This is a genomic window from Brevibacterium sp. CSND-B09 (genome assembly GCF_052906525.1).
On record NZ_JBREGI010000001.1, the window covers coordinates 2,549,575 to 2,569,081 of the forward strand.

The window sequence follows — 19,507 nt, forward strand, 5'->3', positions numbered from 1 at the left end:
GCAACTCTTGACTGAACTCCTTGGACATACTCCCGTTCCCCTTGCTAAGACCTGGAGCGAACCCCAGGGCGCTTCACCGCTATCTGCGAGTGCTGGGGCGTCTCGTACACGCCCATAAGGTCGTCGAGTGGTCGTGGAAGAGAATCGCTAGGAATCGCCGAGCCTTGTTCTGGTCGATGACGCTCATTCGCGACGAGCGGGGCCTCGACCCCGCCTCCACCGCCTAGCTGTACGAGAAACTGGGCTGCGGCTCCGTGCGCCGCCCTCGTTTGGACATATCAGGGCTAAGAAGACCACCACCGGAACGATTAAGCGCCCCCTCAACGTGTGGGAGAGCGGGCATTCCGCCTCAACGGTCAAGAGCTCCAGCGGGGCCGTGGTCCTGGGCCGTTCGGCCTAGGAAGGGCCGCGGGTAGTGCTCAGAGTTCGAGCAGGCGCTTGAGGTCTTTTGCGAATTCTGACGGCTCTGAGCTTGCGCCGAGGTGGTTACCTGGCATGTCGACTAGGGGCAGTCCTAGACGTTCAGCGAGTATTTGGGTTGCCCGCCGCGCGAGTTGATGATGGCTCAGTGAGCCTGCACACAGCGTAATCGCAACACGTCGGATGGCCTCAATATCGGGTACGTAAAAGACTGATGGACCGGCCATCTGCCCTAGAAAGTAGCGATTCTTTTCGAGTTCCTCGGCAGGTAGCTCGGGCATGGACATATGGGCGGGAGGTGTCTGATCTGGTCCCGTATGGTGGGCGGCGCCACTGAGATCAAAGAACTCCTGCACTGCCCGCTGGGGATCAGCCTCCGCGGCTTCAAACACCGCTGCAGCTCTGTCCGCTAGCTTCGAATCAGCCACGAGGGACACGAGCGGCGGCTCATGCAACACGGCCCGGCCAACCATTTCAGAATACTGCTTGGCCAGTTCCAACAGCGTCACGGCGCCGCCACTGGTTCCGACGAATAGGGCGGGCCCTCCGGTGAGCCGGTCAACAAGCGCAGCAAGATCCTCGGCAAGTACCTCGGGCGTGGGTGCAGCCATCCCCAGGACTGCACGACTGGCACCGACACCACGCGGGTCATGGGTGACGACGGTATAACGGTCGGAAAGCTCATGCGCTAGCGGTGCGAAACCAGCCCGCCCCGCCGGCGCACCGACCAGGAACAACAGAGGCCCCTCCCCCTGGACGTCGAACGCAATCGTGCAATCTGTTCGCTCGAGAAGGTTCACCGAACCGGTGATTCGATCGCTGAAATCCATGATCTTCCGCGTAATTACATCGAGCGCTCGGTCGAGCTCCTCACGCCTATCCTGGACGCGACGGCGATGGGCTGTCAGTAACTCCACTCGAAGTCCGGCCAGATCAGCCACCTTGTTGTCTGCGCCCGTGAACTGCGCGATATCAGCCAGAGGCATCCCCGTCTCACGGAGATGAACCAGCATGCGGATCAACTCGACGTCGGCCGTCGTGTACTGACGGTGTCCCGCACTGTCGCGTCGTGGAGACGGTATGACCCTCTGGCGCTCGAAGTATCGTATCGTGTCCGGTTCCAGACCGATCCGTGCCGAGACTTCGGCAATCCCAAACAGCTCATCTCGTTCACTCATGCCTCAAGCTTCACCCCTGAACCGAGGTTCAGGTCAAACGAAGGGAATGCTGAAGGTTTGTTTGACTCTGACCTGACCCATGGTTTGGTTTCCACTCGAAGTCCGCCAACCACAATCGATCGAGTTCTAACCGGCTTTCGAACGGTATATGGTCGTTTGTGGTCGCGGACCAAAACAAACCGGGGTAGTGACGTTGACGCGCGTATGATCTGGGCGACCGGACCGGTAGTCCCTTCGAAAGTCGGGTGCTGTCCACAGCGCCCACAGTGGTGGCTACCGATGTGCCCTCCTCGGTGAGGTACATCAGTTCCGTGTCCAGCAACGTCTTCGTTGTCATGTTTCCAGCATCCTCGCACCGACATGAAACTGGGAACACCGACACGCCTCCGACGCGAAATTGAGATTCCGGCACGAAATCCGAGATCCTACAGCGGCTATCTGAAAAGAAATCCTCTCCTGCCGGAATAAAACCATCCTCAGCAAAGTTGAGTCTGGTGTACGCAACTTTGATGAGGCCGACTTGACGGTCGGAACCTCGAAGAGAATACTTGAGTCCGGTTGGCTCAATGTGTGCGGTCGAGTGGTTCTGACTCAAGAACCGGAGCCGCCCGATCGCACACATTCGAGTCGCAGGAACTCACGATCTGTAAGGAGAGAAAACTATGGCACGTGCAGTCGGAATCGACCTCGGAACCACGAACTCCGTCGTCACCGTCCTCGAGGGCGGCGACCCGAAGGTCATCGCAAACGCGGAAGGCGGTCGCACCACCCCGTCCGTCGTCGCAGTCAACAAGAACGGCGACTCCCTCGTCGGTGAGATCGCCAAGCGCCAGGCCGTCACGAACATCAAGAACACCGTCGCATCGGTCAAGCGCCACATGGGCACCGACTGGTCCACCGAGATCGGCGGCAAGAAGATGACGGCCCCCGAAGTTTCGGCCCGCATCCTCCAGAAGCTTAAGCACGACGCCGAAGAGTACCTGCAGGAGAAGGTCACCGACGCGGTGATCACCGTTCCCGCATACTTCAACGATGCTGAGCGCCAGGCAACCAAGGACGCCGGTGAGATCGCCGGCCTCAACGTCTCGCGCATCATCAACGAACCCACTGCTGCCGCTCTTGCCTACGGCCTCGAGCGCGGCAAGGAAGACGAGCTCATCCTCGTCTTCGACCTCGGTGGCGGTACCTTCGACGTCTCCCTGCTGGAAGTCGGCAAGGACGAAGACGACTTCTCCACCATTCAGGTCCGTGCGACCTCCGGTGACAACCGCCTCGGCGGTGACGACTGGGATCAGCGCATCGTCGACTGGCTGGTCGAGCAGGTCAAGAACAACTACGGCGTGGACCTGACCAAGGATGCCACCGCTCTGCAGCGCCTCAAGGAAGCCGCAGAGCAGGCCAAGAAGGAACTGTCCTCGGCCACCAGCACGAACATCTCGCTGCAGTACCTGTCGATGAGCGAGAACGGACCTATCCACCTGGATGAGACCCTCACCCGTGCGAAGTTCGAGGACCTGACCAAGGACCTCCTCGAGCGCACCAAGGCTCCGTTCCACGCAGTCATGAAGGACGCCGGTGTCTCCGTCAGCGACATTGACCACGTCGTCCTCGTGGGCGGTTCGACCCGTATGCCCGGCGTCTCCGCCGTCGTCACCGAACTCACCGGAGGCAAGGAGCCCAACAAGGGCGTCAACCCCGATGAGGTCGTCGCCATCGGCGCCGCCGTTCAGGCCGGTGTCCTCGTGGGTGAGCGCAAGGACGTCCTGCTCATCGACGTCACCCCGCTCTCGCTCGGACTCGAGACCAAGGGCGGCGTGATGACCAAGCTCATCGAGCGCAACACCCCGATCCCGACCAAGCGCTCGGAGACCTTCACCACCGCTGAGGACAACCAGCCCTCCGTGTCGATCCAGGTCTTCCAGGGTGAGCGTGAGTTCACTCGCGACAACAAGAACCTCGGCACCTTCGAGCTGACCGGTATCGCTCCGGCTCCGCGCGGTGTGCCGCAGATCGAGGTCGCCTTCGACATCGACGCCAACGGCATCGTCCACGTGTCGGCCACCGACAAGGGCACCGGCACCGAGCAGTCGATGACGATCACCGGCGGTTCCGCACTGCCGAAGGAAGACATCGACCGCATGGTCCGCGAGGCCGAGGAGCACGCAGAAGAGGACAAGAAGCGCCGTGAGGCTGCCGACGTCCGCAACAATGCGGAGAACCTCGCCTACCAGACCGAGAAGCTGCTGACCGACAATGCCGACAAGCTGCCGGAAGAGCTCAAGACCGAGATGCAGGGCGATGTCGACGCCGTCAAGGAAGCCCTCAAGGGTGAAGACGACGACGCCGTGAAGAGCGCCTACGACAAGCTCGTGGAGAACCAGCAGAAGATCGGCGAAGCCATCTACAGCCAGCAGGGCGGTGCCGAAGGCGCCGAAGCTGCCGGTGAAGGCGCAGCCGATGCGAGCGCAGACGACGATGTCGTCGACGCCGAAGTTGTCGACGATGAGGATGAGGAGAAGAAGTAATGACTGCCGAGGGCAACGACAAGTCGTCCGAGGAGCCAGGCTTCACCTTCAGTGACAAGCGCCGGGTCGATCCGAACACCGGTGAGGTCCGTCCCGAGGCCGACGCCCAGTCGGCCTCGGCCGGGGCCGGCGAGGAGCCGACCGCGGACCCGAATGCCGAACAGGCTGCCGCGGCCGATGCCAGCGACCTCGGTGTGGACATCCCGTCCGATGCCTCGGGTCTCGAGGACATCGAGCCGGAGGCCGAGCCCGAACCGGGTTCTGAGGCAGCGGGATACCTGGCCGACCTCAAGCGCATCAACGCCGAATATGCGGCCTACCGGATGCGGGCCGACCGCGAACGTGAGCGTGCGGCGCTCGGCGGCACGATCAAGGTCGTCGAGGCCCTGATTCCCGTGCTCGACGAGGTCAAGCTCGCTCGCGACAACGGCGATGTCACCGGGCCTTTCGAGACCCACGTGAACAAGCTGGTCGAATCGCTGAACAAGCTCGGCGTCGAGCAGTACGGAGAGGTCGGCGACGAGTTCGATCCGAACATCCACGAAGCGCTCATGCAGCAGCCTTCGGATGAGGTCGAGAATCCGACGCTCTTCCTGGTCATGCAGCCGGGCTACCGGATCGGGGAGCGCATCATCCGCGCCGCCCGCGTCGGTGTCCAGCAGCCGGAAGACTGAGCAGCGACCACGATCGCCGAGGCGGCCGCCCGCCCCGCACGCCGGTTCACCGACGTACGGGGCCGGGGAACCGCCTCGGCGGCGGTCCGGATCTTCGGGGCATTGCCCCGGGGGTGCGGATTGTGAGAGGACAAGTGAATACCGTGATGACAGGATTGATTGGAAGGAAGGGAGGTGCCAGGTGAATACCGGACCTCAGAATGATTGGTTCGACAAGGACTTCTACAAAACCCTCGGCGTCTCCAAGGATGCTTCCGATGCCGAGATCAAGAAGGCCTATCGCAAGCTCGCGCGCAAGTATCACCCGGACGCCAACCCCGGTGATGAGAAGGCCGAGGAGAAGTTCAAGGAGATCGGCCAGGCCCACCAGGTGCTCTCCGACAAGGAATCCCGGGCTCAGTACGATCAGGTCCGTGCCATGGGCGGCGGTGCCAGGTTCAGCGCCGGTTCCGGTGGACCCGGCGGGGCTGCCGGCGGCGGATTCGACGACGTGTTCTCCGACCTCTTCGGAGGCGGCGGACGCACCCGGACCCGCACGACCTACGGCGGCGGGGGAGACGTTCCCCCGGACCTGGCGGATCTGCTCGGCGGATTCGGCGGAGGTTTCGGCGGTGGCGGCGGATACGGCGGCTACCAGCCTCCGGTCAAGGGCGGCGACATCAAGTCGAGCACGACGCTGTCGTTCACCGAAGCCATCGACGGCGCCTCGGTGAAGCTGAACATGCCCGGCGGGAAGCCGCTGACCGTGCGCACCCCGATCGGGGTCAAGGACGGACAGAAGATCCGCCTGGCCGGCAAGGGCAAGGCCAGCCCCAACGGCGGCGAGCCCGGTGACGTCATCCTCACCGTGCACGTGAGCCCGCACCCGGTCTTCACCCGCGATGGTGACAACCTGCGGATGGATCTGCCGATCAGCTTCGACGAGGCGGCTCTCGGCGCCGAGGTCAAGGTGCCGACTCTGGGCGGAATGCCTGTCAAGGTCAAGGTCGCGCCGGGTACACCGTCGGGACGGACCCTGCGCGTGCGGGGCAAAGGTGTGAAGACGAAGAAGGGCACCGGCGATCTGCTGGCGACAGTCGAGATCGTGGCGCCGAAGAACCTGTCCAAGGAAGCCAAGCAAGCGGTCGAGTCGTTCAAAGCCGCCACTGAAGGTGAGGACCCACGCGCCGGCTTGCTGGACAAAGCCAAGGCCAGCTGAGGTGGTGAATCACAATGCACATTTCATCGAGTGCGGCGGTGTATGTCATCTCGGTGGCCGCGGATCTGGCGGGCATGCACCCGCAGACGCTGCGGCAGTATGACCGACTGGGTCTCGTCTCTCCGGAACGCACTGCGGGCCGGGGCCGGCGTTATTCCGGGAAGGACATCGCCAAGCTGCGACTGATCCAGCAGCTGTCGCAGGACGAGGGAGTCAACCTCGTCGGGATCAAGAAGATCATCGACCTGCAGAATCAGGTCGATGCGCTCAAGAGCCGCAACGAGGAGCTTGAGGACGAGGTTCGGGCACGCCGGTCGGCGCAGGAACGCGATGCGCGTGTCTTCGCGGCCGGAACCGTGGGCGGAGACGTCGTCTCGATCTCGAGGGGACGACGCCCACAGGGTCGCCCTGAGCCGGGAGCTCTGGTGCTGTACAACCGGTACCGACGCGGCTGATCCTGACGAGGCCCGACTGGGACGCTGAGAACAGCGTCGAGGCGGAGTGCGAACCGAACTTTCGGTGCGCACTCCGCCTTTTCGCGTTGCTCGACGAATCCAGTTCATTGCGGCGCAGAAAAGTACACGTGTTGTGCGACACTGACTCTGTGAACGAGAAAGAGAAGGTTCGACAGGTCGCCGACAGTGCCGATTCGGCGGCTCAGGAAGCCGCGGACAGCCGCTGGTTCGAGCGTGTGGCCCGCGCGGGCTTCATTGCCAATGGGTTGGTCCACGCGATCCTCGGTGCGACGGCCGTGACGATCGGCCTGGGGCAGGGCGGCGGCGAAGCCGACCAGGCCGGAGCGGTCGGACAGATCGCTTCACAGCCCTTCGGCCTGGTGCTGATCGTGATCTGCTTCCTCGGCTGTGCGCTGATGGCGTTGTGGTGCTTGGTCAACGCGTTCTTCGGTGCGTCGTCGCTGCGCGGTGCCGGAACTCGCGACCCGCAGGAGAAGCAGGGGAGGAAACAGTGGATCGACTTCTTCTCGACGGTCGGTTCTGCCATTGCCTATGTGGTGGTTGCCGCGACCTTCTCCCAGTTCGTCTTCGGCGGAGGATCGGACTCGGGCAAAGTGAGCTCACAGGCCTCGACGACCGTGGCGAAGGCCCCGGGCGGACTGTATATCCTCATGGCTGCCGGCGCCGTGATTGCGCTCATCGGCATCGTGTTCTGTATCAATGGTCTGCGCCGGAAGTGGAAAGATGAGCTTCGTCGGCCGCGCAGCGCGTTCACCCGCTTCCTCGTCGGGTTCACCGGTGTTGTCGGGTATCTGGGCAAAGGTGCGACGCTGCTGTCGGTGGGCATCCTCATCGTGGTGTCTGCGGCGACCGGTGATCCGGAGGAGTTCACTGGTATCGACGGTGCGCTCAAGGGCATGCGCGATCAGCCGTTCGGGCCGTATCTGCTGTTGGCCGTGGGTCTCGGCCTGGTCCTCTACGGGGTCTTCCTCGCCCTGCGCTCGAGGTACGACCGCATGGAATGAGCTGTCTTCTGCCCGGCTGCAGATGTTTGGCCGCTGATGTTTGGCCGCTGAGATACGAAGAAGGGCGCGAACCCAACTGGGTTCGCGCCCTTCTTCGACTCACGCCCGGCACAGTCGAGCCGGCACGCTCTCAGGCCAGTGGCTATCAGATCTCAGCGGGATCCTTGGCAACCTTCTTGCGGCGCATGGTCATGGCGACTGCGACTCCACCGATGAGGAGGAGGCCGGCGCCGCCGACGAGGCCGGTCAGCTCGGTACCGGTGCGGGGCAGGTCGCCGCCGTTGCCGGCATCTCCGTTGTCGCCATCGTCGTTTCCGCCGTTGCCGTCTTCATCGCCGCCACCAGCGTTCGGATCTTCCTCGACCGAGAAGTCACCGGTCAGCTCGTCATCGCCGCAGGTGACGGTGACGTCGTAATCGCCGACGTAGGCCGATGCGTTGGAGGCGCTGGTGCCGTAGACGTTGACGTTGGCCTTGCCTTCGTCGTCAGCCTGGACGGTCTTGTCGAAGGCGGTGACGCTCGACTCGCCCTTGGGGTTGACGAGGAAGCGGACGTCTTCACCGGGCTCACAGTTCTCGACGGCGAGCGTGACGCCCTTATCTTCCTTGACGAAGTCAGCAGGCGTGATCGACTCGGGGGAGACGGTCAGCTTGGCTTCTTCAACCGGAGCGGTGGGCTCTTCGGTCTCGTCTTCGGTGATGACGAAGTCCTGAGCCGGGGAGTTGGTTTCCGACTCCTGGTCGACGCCCCAGACGGAGTAGTCGCCGGCCGGAAGCGCTTCGTCGCCCTCGAACTTCAGGGTTGCGGAGATCTTTCCTTTGTCGTCGGCTTCGACTTCCTTGGTCGCGAACGGCGACGTTGCGTTGCCGCCGACGACGGTGACCTTGCTGTTCGGGGTGAAGCCCTCGCCGGTGACCTTGATGCCGTTCTCTGCGAACTCGCTCTCCGTGAACTTGTCGGCGTTGAGCGAGACCTTCGGGTCGACCTCGGGAGCCTCGGGCTCGTCTGTGTCGTCGACGACGGAGAAGCTCAGCCCGTCATAGGTGCGCTCCTCGCCATCGCGAGTGATCGTGACGGAGAAGTCGACCTTGCCGTTCTCGATGTCTTCGGCGGGCTGAGTCGAGTAGATGTTGTATTCGAAGGTATCGCCCTCAGCAGTTCCGGCTTCGCCGGTGAGCGAATCCGAGATCTTGTCTCCGGCTTCAAGACCGGTGATCGTGACGACGATTCCCTTGTCCTTGTTGGCGAGGTCCTCGGCGGTGATCTCCTTGGGGGAGGTTGTCACCTTCGCTTCGATGGCCTGCGCCTCAGCCTCAGGCGACTCCGAAGGAGTGCTCTCCTGGGCGTCGCCGGAGTTCTTGACGACAGTGTGCGAGTAGCTGTCCGAACCGGGAGCAGCGATGACTGGGGATGCGGCCAGGCCGGTGATGGCGATGGCCACCGCGGGGGCGAGGGCGAGCTTCTTCATGTATTTCCTTAGAAAATTACAGCTGGGTGTGAAGTATTACGAATGTAACAGTAATGCAACATTCACCACACACATAGTTGTGGTCGTTTTGTTCACTACTGAAGTCGGCGAGCCGTCAGAGTTCATTCTCCAATCACCGTGAACGGTTCGTCCGGCGCGAACATCAGGACAGAAGGAAGGGCGGCTCAGTGTCTGCTGAGCCGCCCTTCCCTTGCCGATCTAGGCTATCGGCCTGTCTCGGATCAGAAGCTCGTCGGAGTCTGTCCGAACTTGTTCTTGCGGCCGGTCAGTGCGATCGCGGCGCCACCGACGAGGAGGAGCAGGGCTCCCGTCGTCAGTCCACCGAGGTCGGCACCGGTGCGAGGCAACTGGCTGCCGTCATCTCCGCCGCCGTTGCCGGCATTGCCGTTGTCTCCGCCGTCAGATCCGCCGCCGTTGGCGCCTTCAGTGACCGTGAAGGAGTCCTTCATGGTGTCATCGCCGCAGGTCGCGGTCGCAGTGTACGCACCGACGTAGGCGGAGACATCCGACGAGGTGCCGAAGACGTTGACGGAGGCATTGCCTTCGTCGTCAGCCTTGACGGTGTTCTCGTAGGCCGTGACGTTGATGCCCTTCGGGTTGACCTCGAAGTGGACGTCTGCGCCGGGCTCGCAGTTCTCGACGGCGAGGGTGACGCCCTTCTTCTCATTGGCGAAGTCCGCCGCCTCGATCGTTTTCGGTGAGACCTTGAAGGTCGCCTCGGCGGGAGCCTCGGTCTCACCATCGTCTTCACCGACAACGTTGATGTTGCCGTTGAGAGTCTCCGACTCGGTGCCTTCGCGGTCGATGGTGACAGTGAACGGAACCTTGCCGACCTCGAGGTTCGCGGGGTTGCCCTCGTACCAGAGGTGGAGCTTGTAGTCACCGTCAGCCTCTGCGGTCTCACTCTTGCCGGTGAGCGAGTCGGTGATCGTGTCGCCCTTCTTCACGCCGGAGACGGTGACTGTCACGCCCTTGTCCTTGTTGGCGAGATCCTCTGCGGTGATCTCCTTAGGATCGACCTTGAGCGAAGCGTCGATCGGATCGACGGCGTCCTCGTCTTCGTCGGTGACGGTGACAGTCACAGCTGGTGCCGACTGAGTCGAGTCGGTGTCAGTGAAGGTGAGTTCGATGGTGCCCGCCTCTAGCGAGGACGGAGCGGTTACGACGCCGCTGACGTTGCCATCTTCGTCGGCCACAACCTCGTCGGCCTGGGGCTTGGCGGCCTGGGGCGAAACGGACTTTCCTGTGACCGAGACGGTGCTGCCGGGGGTGAAGCCTGAACCGGTGAAGGGGAGACCGTTCTTTTTGAACTCCTCGACCGTGATCTCGTTCGTGCCAAGCTTCACCTTTGGGTCAATGACGGGATCGTCATCGCCTACTTCGTCGACGACATTTATCTCGCCCTTTAGCGTTGTGGAATCCTCGCCGCGGGTGACAGTCACATCGAATGGAACTGGGCCCTCTTCGAGCTTCTTCGGGTCGCCCTCGTACCAGAGATGAAGTTTGACGTCACCGTCAGCCTCGGCTGTCTGGGTCTTCCCGGTGAGGGAGTCCGTGATCTTGTCGCCTTCCTTGACGCCTGAGACCGTGACGTCGACGCCCTTGCTCTCGTCTGCGAGATCCTCTGCGGTGATCTCGTCTGGGGACACCGAGAGCTTGGCGTCGATCGGGTCGGCTTCGTCCGCCAAAAGAGTGACGAGCCCGCTCTCGGTTGCCGCAGTGGTACCGTCCCGCTGCACCTGGACTGCGAAGGAAACCGACTCCTGCGAGACCTCCGAGGAGGAGCGCAGCTTCATCGTCGCGGTCGAACCCTGAGCGGTGACGGCAGGACCGGTCAGTCCGGACTTAGCAGCGACCTTGTCGCCCTTCTCGAGGCCGGTGACCTTGACGGTCACACCGTCCTCGTGGAGCTCCTCGGCGGTGACCTCACCAGACGTCACCTGCACCGAGGCGTTGATGGGGTTGGCCTTGTCCTCGGACTTGTCGTCGTCCTTGGAGTCCTTGTCCTCGTCCTTGGGGGCAGGAGCGGGCTTCGGATCGACCTTCTTCGGAGGCGTCTTTGCCTCGTCCTTCTTGTCTGCCTTGTCCTCGGCGGCCTTCTTGTCGTCCGCCTTCTTCTCAGCGGCCTTCTTGGCAGCCTCGGCCTTTTCCTTGGCCTTCTTTTCGGCTGCCGCCTTCTCTGCAGCTGCCTTCTTCTCGGCTTCAGCCTTCTCGGCCGCGGCCTTCTTGGCCTCTGCCTTCTTCTTGGCTTCGGCCTTTGCGGCTTCAACCTTCTTCTGCTCGGCCTTCTGCGTGGAGGCGGACTGGGCAGACGTCGATTCCGCGGCAGCGACCGGGCTCGCGACAAGCCCGGTGAACGCGAGCGCGACTGCCGGCGCGAGGATGATCTTCTTCATTGGAGTGCCTTCAATCTCTGTAACGAGGGGTGTGATACGGCACTCATCCTAGGTTCTGAGGGTTTTCCAAACTATTTCTGTACGTTTTGTTCAGGTTTAAAAGCGGTAACACTTAGGTGAATTTCTTTAACCGTTTCGTGACCTACTCGTCGGTAAAAGAATGACCGTCAGTGCAGCCTCGGCGAAAGGACGAGTCGGCCGCGCGAATTCAGCGGTCCTGAGCTAGACCGGCCACGCCTCGGCGCGGATCTGCTTGCGCTGTTCGACGGTGGGCACACGGACGGTCAGGGCGGAGGGGTCGACCTCCATCTCCAGGTAGGACGACTGTCCCAGCGGGTCTCCGTCGATCTGAATATCGACCTCGTCGCCGGCTTCGATGACGACCTTTCGGCACTTCCGGATGTTCGTGTGCAGCCCGCGTGAGGCTCGGCGGCCGGCGATCGATGCGAGCACGCCGACCCACTGACCGAGGTTCTTCGGGCTGACGATGAGCACGTCGAGCATGCCGTCGTCGATGACGGCCTGCGGCAGCAGCTGGATGCCTCCCTGCAATCGGCCGCAATTGCCGCCGAGCACCGAACGCACCCTTGCCGAGATCCGATATTCGTCGTCGAAGGTGACCTTGACATGACTGGGTTTGCCGGTGAGCTTCCGCGATCCCGCTTCGACGTAGGCGAGCCATCCGAGGCGGGCCTTGAGATCGTCATTGGTATCGGCCATGACCGCGGCGTCGAAGCCGAGTCCGGTCATCACGGTGAAGACATGGGTATCACCGTCGGGGGCGATCTTCGCCTTCCCCACGTCGATCTCCCGGTTGCGTCCCCACAGCGCGATCCGCAGCGCCCATTCCGTCTTGTCGAGGACGAGGTCGATATTGCGGGCGAGCAGATTCCCGGTCCCCAACGGCACGATCCCCAGCGGAGTGGAGGTGCCGGCCAGCGCCGAGGCGACCGCGCGGATGGTGCCGTCCCCGCCGGCGGCGATGACGACGTCGACTCCCTCGTCGAGGGCACGGACCGTGGCCCCCTCACCGGAATCCTCGGGGGTGGTCTCGAGTACGAGCGGAGGGTTCCATCCCTCGAAACGACAGATCGCCTCGGCGGTGGCGGCCAATTTGCGCACATCGGTCTTCGTGGGATTGACGATGAGCGCGGCACGGTATCGGGCCGCATCATCGACTGCCTCGTCGGAGAGGTTCGCCGGGTGGGCGTAGCGTCTCATCGTGTTGAGCGTGCGTCGCACGCCGTTGCGGCGGCCGATGAGGAACGCGGCCACGAGCACGGCGAGGGCACCGATGACGATGACCCAGGTCATCAGGGGGTCCAACTCGATGATCATGTCCCAAATCTACAGTGCTCCGGTCGTGTGCAGGCTGAGTGCCGAATGTCGAAAACACGCCCGGCCCGTTAAGCTGAGAGGGTGATCGATCTAGCGCTTCTCAGAGACAACCCGGCCCTGTTCAAGGCATCGCAGGAGGCTCGCGGGGCATCCGTCGAGCTCATCGACGAGGTCATCGCCGCCGATTCCGCTCGTCGTGCGGCCATCACCGCCTTCGAAGACGCACGTGCGGATCAGAAGTCGTTCTCCTCCCAGATCGCGAAGGCGCCGAAGGAGGACAAGCCGGCACTCATCGCGGAGGGCAAGGCGAAGTCCGAGGCCGTGAAGTCGCTGTCCGCGGAATCCGAAGAAGCCACTTTCGCCTTCGACCAGCTCGTGTCGAAGGTTCCGAACCTCATCATCAAGGGGATCCCTGCCGGCGGCGAAGAGAACTTCGTGACGCTCAAGACCGTCGGCGTTCCCCGCGACTTCACCCCGGACGGCTTCGAACCGCTCGATCATCTCGAGATCGGCGAGAAGCTGAAGGCCATAGACACTCAGCGGGGAACGAAGGTCTCCGGCTCGCGTTTCCACTACCTCACCGGTTTCGGCGCGAAGCTCGAGATGGCTCTGCTCAACCTCGCCCGCGACGTCGCCGAGGAGGCCGGGTTCAGCCCGACCATCACCCCGACCCTGGTCCGTCCCGAAGTCATGCGCGGCACCGGGTTCCTCGGTGAGCACGCCGATGAGGTGTACCGTCTCGAAGCCGACGACCTGTTCCTGGTCGGAACCTCCGAGGTGCCCTTGGCCGGCTACCACATGGACGAGATCATCGATCTCTCCGACGGTCCGCTGCGCTACGCCGGAATCTCCTCCTGCTACCGCCGCGAGGCCGGCTCCTACGGCAAGGACACCCGCGGAATCATTCGCGTCCACCAGTTCCAGAAGGTCGAGATGTTCGCCTATGTCCCGGTCGAGGACGCCGAAGCCGAACACGAGCGGATGCTGTCGCTGCAGGAGAAGATGCTCGGACTGTGCGAGCTTCCCTACCGGGTCATCGATACAGCTGCCGGCGACCTCGGTGATTCGGCCGCCCGCAAGTTCGACTGCGAAGCCTGGGTGCCGACTCAGGGCACCTACCGCGAGCTGACCTCGACGTCGAACTGCACGACGTTCCAGGCCCGCCGCCTGCAGATCCGCGAACGCCGCGACGGATCGACCCGCCCCGTCGCCACCCTCAACGGAACCATGGCCAACACCCGCTGGCTTGTGCCGATCCTCGAGAACCATCAGCAGGCGGACGGCTCGGTCACGGTGCCCGAGGCACTGCGGCCCTACCTCGGCGGGATGACCGCACAGGGACCGGAAGGACCGCGCTACTGAGCCTGTGCCGGGACGCGGGGCACTGACCGTGCGGCGGAACTCGACGGGACTCGGTCGGGTTCGGTCGCCTCGGCGCCGGGAAGAACGACAAGAAGATTCACGCATACGTTGGGAGACACATTGACCCCGCACCTCATCGCACTCGATGTCGACGGCACGATCGTCGGCTACGACGGAACCCTGTCGGAGTCGGTGAAGCAGGTGCTCGATCGGCTCGCCGAGGAGGGCCACCATCTTGTGATCTCCACCGGCCGAGCCCTGCCGGGAGCGCTCGAGGTCGTCCACGCGCTCGACCTCAAACACGGCTTCATCGTGTGCTCGAACGGATCCGTCGTCGTCCGCCTCGACCCGGAGCTGCCGTTGGGGTGGGAGCTGCACCATGTCGTGTCCTTCGACCCGAAGGATGCGCTCGAGCAGATGCACGCGGCGCTGCCGACGGCGCTGTTCCTCGTCGAGGATCCGGACCTGCACCGGTGGGCGTCCGGGGCGTTCCCGGTCGGCGAACTCGCCGAATCCGACACCCTCGACATCGTCGACTTCGACGAGCTGCTGACCAAGCGGGCCACCCGCATCGTCATGCGCGAGGTCAACGGCACCGCCGAGGAGTTCGCCGCCGCTGTGGACTCGCTCGGACTGCATGAGGTCAGCTACTCGGTGGGCTGGAGCAACTGGCTCGACATCGCCCCGGACGGGGTCTCGAAGGCCAGCGGTCTGGAGATCGTGGCCGAGGAACTCGGGGTCAAGCACGCCCACACCGTGGGGGCCGGGGACGGACTCAACGACCTCGAGATGATCGAATGGGTCGAACACGGAATCGTCATGGGGCAGTCGAAGGACGAACTCAAGGTGCTTGCGAGCGTGGTCACCGATTCGGTCGACGACGACGGACTGGCAGTAGCACTGGTCGATTACTTCAGCCTCGACTCAGCGCTCCTCGAGGCAGAGGGCACCACCAACACCCGCCCCTAATTACTACCTGACGGCGGCCCAGCTACCTCGCGCGAGGTAGCTGGGCCGCCGTCAGGTAGCAATTAGGACTAGTTGGGGCGGGTGTCTAAGACTGCGTCGAGGTAGCGGGCGACGCCATCGTCGTCGACGGCCTCCGTTACGGCCGCAGCGATCGCCTTGACTGATCCCAGCGCATTGCCCATCGCGACCCCGTGCCCGGCCCACGACAGCATCTCGATGTCGTTGGGCATATCCCCGAACGCCATCACCTGCGCCCGCGCCACTCCGAGGTGGTCGCACAGATCCGACAGCGTCTTCGCCTTCGTGATCCCATGCGGTGCCAGTTCGACGAGCCCGTTGTCCGGTTCGGAGAACGAGGCATGGCAAGTGCCGTCGACGATCGGATCGATGAGGTCGTGCATCGCCTGCGAATCGCTCGTCTCCAGACGCACGAGCACCTTGACGACGTCCTCGCCGGCGAGTTCGGATACATCGGCGATGATCCTGGCCTCACGCGGTCGGCCGGTGACGAACTCCCGGTCGATGAAACCGCCGTTGAGCGTCTCGTAGGCGAACCGGGCCTCGGGATGATCGACGCGGACCGCCGCGGTGATCTCCGTCAGCGTCTGCGTATCGATGGTGTGGGCATCGACGACGGACTGCGATGCGATGTCGTAGACGACCGCCCCGTTGAGGCAGACAACGCGACCGAGGTCGGGGATCTGCTCGGCGATCGGCGCCAACCATCGGATGGGCCGCCCGGTGACGAGCACGAACGGGATTCCCGCATCCTGACAGCGGTGGATCGCATCGATCGTGGCCGTCGAGATCGGCTTCCAGTTCAGCAGCAGAGTGCCGTCGATATCGCTGGCGACAAGGCCGAGGTCGAAGTCATCCGGCGGCAGGATATCGGGGCTGATCGGAGGTCTCATGATGCCTCCACCCTAGCGAGAATCTCCCGCGCCCGCCCCAGCAGCTCCTCGGCATCCGTGATGAACCGAACCGTGGCCCCCGCGCTCGAATCGATCGACCGTCCCGATGGCCCGTCCGACCGTGCCATCGACGCCGCGAGCACCGCCTCGCCGACCTTCGACGAGGCCTTCGTCAGCAGCTCCGGTGCGTCGCCGACGGCCTGCCGAGCCGGCCCGGGCACCACCTGACCGGTGACGGGGTGGCGGGCATGGAGGGACGCGGTGAGGTCGTCGACGACGTCGACGAGCGCGTTGAGCCGGTGGGTGCCGCCGACGATGACGTCGATCGGATCCTTCGCCGAGGCGGCCGTGGCCTCGCCGTCGGATGATCCCGCCGAGGTGGCTCCCGAGATGGCGCTGCCACCGGAGTCCCGTGCCTCGTGGAGGGCCACCGCGGTGGTGTAATACCGGTCGACTGCGCGGATGAAGCGGTCGCGATTGTGGCGCCACAGACCAGTGCCGAACCGGTCATCGTCCTTGACCGCGGCCGTCGTCGCCTTCTTGCGCAGACCGGAGAAGAAGCGCTTCACAGATAGTTGCCGGTGCCGCGATCGTCGCGGTCCGACTCCTTCTTTTCGCCGGGCTGCCCGTCGGCCGGCGTCATTCCGGGCGGAACCATTCCCGGAGGCAATTGGCCGCGACCGGCCATCTGCTGGGCCATGGCCTGCTGTGCCATGATCGCGGTCTGGATGCCGTGGAAGAGACCCTCTAACCAACCGACGAGCTGAGCCTGGGCGATCCGCAGCTCCGAGGTCGTCGGAGGACCGCCGGCCGAGTCGAAGGGCAGGTCGAGGCGCTCGAGCTCCTCGATGAGGTCCTTCGACAGCCCATCTTCGAGTTCGTCGATGGAGCGGCGATGGATCTCGGCGAGGCGCTCGCGTCCCTTCTCATCGAGCTCGGTACCACGGACCTCCTCGAGCAGCTGCTTGACCATGGTGCCGATGCGCATCACCTTCGCCGGTGACGAGACATCCGCCTGATCGTGCTGCGCCTTGGCGAGGCCGGACTGCGCTCCGTCGGCGTTCGACACACCGTTCGCGTTCCCCGCCTCGTCTGTGTTCGCTGCGTCCGAAGTGTTCGTGTCACCCGCGGAGTTCTGGATGCCGCCCGTGGACTCGGGATTCTCAGTCATTGGTCATGCACCTTCCTCACCGACGATGAGCAGAACTTTTCCGATGTTCGCCCCGTCCTCCAGCATCTGATGAGCACGGACGACGTCGGCCAACGGCATGGCCTCGTGGATGATGGGGCGGATGTCGCCCGAGACCACGGCCGGCCAGAGACGGTCGGCCACCTCGGCGACGATGGCGATCTTCTGGTCCTTCGGCCGCGCCCGCAGGGTCGTGGCGGAGACTGACTTGCGCGGCTGCATGAGCCAGCCGAGGTTGATCTCGGTCTTCGTTCCGCCCTGCATGCCGATGATGACGAGGCGGCCGTCGGTGCCCAGCGCCTTGATATTGCGCTCGAGGTATTTCGCGCCGATGATGTCGAGGATGACATCGGCTCCTGTCGACCCGTCGTCGTGGGTGCAGACCTCGTGGACGCGTTCGACGAAGTCCTCTTCGCGGTAGTTGATGACGGCATCGGCGCCGAGTTCGCGGCAGAAGTCGGCCTTCTTCTCGGAGCCGACGGTCACGACGATCTTCACGCCGAGGTGGCGCGCGATCTGGATCGCGGCCGTGCCGATTCCGGAGCCGCCGCCGTGGACGAGCAGCCATTCGCCTGCCTGCACCTGTCCGCGGCCGACGATGTTCGACCAGACGGTCGACAGCACCTCGGGCAGGGCGGCCGCCTCGGTGAGGTCGAAGCCGGCGGGGACGGGAAGCAGCTGACCTGCGGGAACGGGCACGTATTCGGCGTATCCGCCGCCTGAGAGCAGAGCCGCCACCCGGTCGCCGACGGGCCAGCCGGTGACGTCGGCGCCGAGCTTTTCGATCGTGCCGGAGACCTCGAGGCCGGGAATCTCGGTGGCCCCTGGTGGGGGATCGTAGAATCCGCGGCGCTGCAGCAGGTCGGCCCTGTTGACGCCGGCGGCATGGACGCGGACGAGGACCTCGTCGGCGGCGATGTCTGGCGTGGGTTCGTCGGTGACCTGCAGGACCTCGGGCTCACCGGGGGAGGAGATCGTGATAGCGCGCATGCGTCCACTCTAGTAGCTGGGTGCGCGAGTGGGCAGGGGCATCCGCGAGGTGGGGTTCGGTGGAAGGCCGCTCGGGATGAGGCAGGGCGGCAGCGAAGCCGCTCAGGCGAAGAGGCGGAACATCGGCGAGTTCTGGTGGACGCGCTCGACCTCGATGTTCGAGGCCTCCATCCGCTCGAGCAGGTTCGGCAGGTCTTCGGCATAGCCGAGCTGAATGCCGACGAACGCCGGTCCGGTCTCCCGGTCGGAGCGTTTGACGTACTCGAACATCGCGATGTCGTCCTCGGGCCCGAGCACCTCGTTGAGGAACCGGCGCAGGGCACCGGGCTCCTGCGGGAAGTCGACGATGAAGTAGTGCTTGAGGCCCTCGTGGACGAGCGAGCGTTCGAGGATCTCCGGGTAGCGGGAGATGTCGTTGTTGCCGCCGGAGACCAGGCACACCACGGTCGATCCGGGTTCGATCGTGATCGGCTTGTCCGACTCCGGGCCGCCGATCCCGGCCGAGGCCAGAGCACCGGAGGGTTCGGCGATGATTCCGTCGACCTGGTACATATCGAGCATCTCGGTGGCCACCGCGCCCTCGGCGACGGGGCGGATGTCGAGGCCGAGGTCGGCGATGACGTCATAGGTGATGTTGCCGGCCCGGCGCACTGCGGTGCCGTCGGCGAAGCGGTCGATGTTCTCCAAGGTCACGGGGTGGCCGGCCTTGAGCGCTGCGATCATCGAGGCGGCTCCGGCGGGTTCGGCGCCGATGACCTTCGTGTTCGGCATCCGTTCGGCCGCATAGGCGGCGATTCCCGCAAGCACTCCGCCGCCGCCGACGGGAACGATGATGTAATCCGGGTCGGTCTCGAGCTGAGCGTGGATCTCCGCGGCCACGGTGCCCTGACCGGCGATGGTGCGCATATCGTCGAAGGCGGAGACCAGGAGTGCCTCATTGCGTTCGGCGAACCGGTGGGCCAACGCCGAGGCGTCATCGTAGGTGGAGCCGGCGATCTCGATGGTCACCTGCTCCCCGCCGAAGTGACGGACGCGTTCGATCTTCTGCTTCGGCGTCGTCTTCGGCACGAAGATCGTGCCCTGGATGCCCAGTTCCTTGCAGGCACGGGCGAATCCCTGGGCATGGTTGCCCGCCGAGGCGCAGACGACACCGCGGGCCCGTTCGTCGGCATCGAGCTGGAGCATGAAGTTGAAGGCGCCGCGGATCTTGTAGGACCGCACCATCTGCAGGTCCTCGCGCTTGAGGTAGACCGTGGAACCGGTAGCGGTCGTCAACCGCTCGCAGATCTGAAGTGGCGACAGGATGACAGAATCGGAAATTCGCAGCGCAGCCGCCTCGACCTCGCCGGCGAGTGTGAGCTTCTGGGGAGTCATGTCTGTTTCAACCA

General features: G+C 64.0%; 16 protein-coding genes. 7 read left to right on the plus strand and 9 right to left on the minus strand.

Features of this window, described 5'->3' with window-relative positions; genetic code table 11:
• Window positions 1–419 precede the first annotated feature (419 nt).
• The gene (locus ACU4IU_RS11405; RefSeq protein WP_446656782.1) at window positions 420–1,598 is read right to left on the minus strand and encodes an alpha/beta fold hydrolase; all 1,179 of its coding nucleotides are present in this window, start codon (window positions 1,596–1,598) and stop codon (window positions 420–422) included.
• Window positions 1,599–2,260: 662 nt separating this feature from the next.
• Between ACU4IU_RS11405 and dnaK the strand changes: the two genes are divergently transcribed.
• The 5 genes from dnaK (at window position 2,261) to ACU4IU_RS11430 (ending at window position 7,475) form a co-directional block, all read left to right on the plus strand.
• Window positions 2,261–4,123 (plus strand): molecular chaperone DnaK, encoded by a 1,863-nt coding sequence (dnaK, locus tag ACU4IU_RS11410; RefSeq protein ID WP_139467936.1) that lies wholly within the window; start codon window positions 2,261–2,263, stop codon window positions 4,121–4,123.
• Entirely contained in the window at window positions 4,123–4,797 is a 675-nt protein-coding gene (locus ACU4IU_RS11415) for a nucleotide exchange factor GrpE (RefSeq protein WP_139467937.1), read from the plus strand. Before dnaK ends, ACU4IU_RS11415 begins: the two co-directional genes overlap by 1 nt.
• A 181-nt stretch (window positions 4,798–4,978) precedes the next feature.
• On the plus strand, window positions 4,979–5,995 hold the full coding sequence (locus ACU4IU_RS11420) for a DnaJ C-terminal domain-containing protein (protein WP_139467938.1): 1,017 nt from the start codon (window positions 4,979–4,981) through the stop codon (window positions 5,993–5,995).
• A 14-nt stretch (window positions 5,996–6,009) separates the two neighbouring features.
• The gene (locus tag ACU4IU_RS11425; RefSeq protein WP_062241058.1) at window positions 6,010–6,450 is read left to right on the plus strand and encodes a heat shock protein transcriptional repressor HspR; all 441 of its coding nucleotides are present in this window, start codon (window positions 6,010–6,012) and stop codon (window positions 6,448–6,450) included.
• A 149-nt stretch (window positions 6,451–6,599) separates the two neighbouring features.
• Complete coding sequence (locus tag ACU4IU_RS11430; protein ID WP_181272242.1) at window positions 6,600–7,475, plus strand: DUF1206 domain-containing protein; 876 nt, start codon at window positions 6,600–6,602, stop codon at window positions 7,473–7,475.
• 145 nt (window positions 7,476–7,620) lie between these two features.
• Here ACU4IU_RS11430 and ACU4IU_RS11435 read toward each other — a convergent pair whose 3' ends face one another.
• From ACU4IU_RS11435 to ACU4IU_RS11445, 3 genes are all read right to left on the minus strand, one after another.
• Entirely contained in the window at window positions 7,621–8,943 is a 1,323-nt protein-coding gene (locus tag ACU4IU_RS11435; RefSeq protein WP_446656783.1) for a lipoprotein 17-related variable surface protein, read from the minus strand.
• A 242-nt stretch (window positions 8,944–9,185) separates the two neighbouring features.
• Complete coding sequence (locus ACU4IU_RS11440) at window positions 9,186–11,360, minus strand: hypothetical protein (protein WP_446656784.1); 2,175 nt, start codon at window positions 11,358–11,360, stop codon at window positions 9,186–9,188.
• A gap of 222 nt (window positions 11,361–11,582) precedes the next feature.
• On the minus strand, window positions 11,583–12,698 hold the full coding sequence (locus tag ACU4IU_RS11445) for a diacylglycerol/lipid kinase family protein (RefSeq protein WP_253903879.1): 1,116 nt from the start codon (window positions 12,696–12,698) through the stop codon (window positions 11,583–11,585).
• A gap of 81 nt (window positions 12,699–12,779) precedes the next feature.
• On the opposite strand from ACU4IU_RS11445, the gene serS reads away from it, so the two are divergent.
• Both serS and ACU4IU_RS11455 read left to right on the plus strand, forming a co-directional pair.
• The gene (gene serS / locus ACU4IU_RS11450) at window positions 12,780–14,060 is read left to right on the plus strand and encodes a serine--tRNA ligase (protein ID WP_446656785.1); all 1,281 of its coding nucleotides are present in this window, start codon (window positions 12,780–12,782) and stop codon (window positions 14,058–14,060) included.
• Window positions 14,061–14,180: 120 nt separating this feature from the next.
• A complete protein-coding gene (locus tag ACU4IU_RS11455) occupies window positions 14,181–15,029 on the plus strand; it encodes an HAD family hydrolase (RefSeq protein ID WP_446656786.1) in 849 nt (282 codons plus the stop codon).
• 68 nt (window positions 15,030–15,097) lie between these two features.
• Here ACU4IU_RS11455 and ACU4IU_RS11460 read toward each other — a convergent pair whose 3' ends face one another.
• The 5 genes from ACU4IU_RS11460 to ilvA all read right to left on the minus strand — a co-directional run bounded on the left by ACU4IU_RS11460 (window position 15,098) and on the right by ilvA (window position 19,493).
• Complete coding sequence (locus tag ACU4IU_RS11460; RefSeq protein WP_446656787.1) at window positions 15,098–15,940, minus strand: HAD family hydrolase; 843 nt, start codon at window positions 15,938–15,940, stop codon at window positions 15,098–15,100.
• The gene (locus ACU4IU_RS11465) at window positions 15,937–16,509 is read right to left on the minus strand and encodes a hypothetical protein (RefSeq protein WP_446656788.1); all 573 of its coding nucleotides are present in this window, start codon (window positions 16,507–16,509) and stop codon (window positions 15,937–15,939) included. The genes ACU4IU_RS11460 and ACU4IU_RS11465 overlap by 4 nt, the downstream gene beginning before the upstream one ends.
• Entirely contained in the window at window positions 16,506–17,111 is a 606-nt protein-coding gene (locus ACU4IU_RS11470; RefSeq protein ID WP_446656789.1) for a proteasome activator, read from the minus strand. Before ACU4IU_RS11470 ends, ACU4IU_RS11465 begins: the two co-directional genes overlap by 4 nt.
• 3 nt (window positions 17,112–17,114) lie before the next feature.
• Complete coding sequence (locus ACU4IU_RS11475) at window positions 17,115–18,119, minus strand: NAD(P)H-quinone oxidoreductase (protein ID WP_446656790.1); 1,005 nt, start codon at window positions 18,117–18,119, stop codon at window positions 17,115–17,117.
• A gap of 102 nt (window positions 18,120–18,221) precedes the next feature.
• Entirely contained in the window at window positions 18,222–19,493 is a 1,272-nt protein-coding gene (gene ilvA / locus ACU4IU_RS11480) for a threonine ammonia-lyase IlvA (RefSeq protein ID WP_172172139.1), read from the minus strand.
• Window positions 19,494–19,507 lie beyond the last annotated feature (14 nt).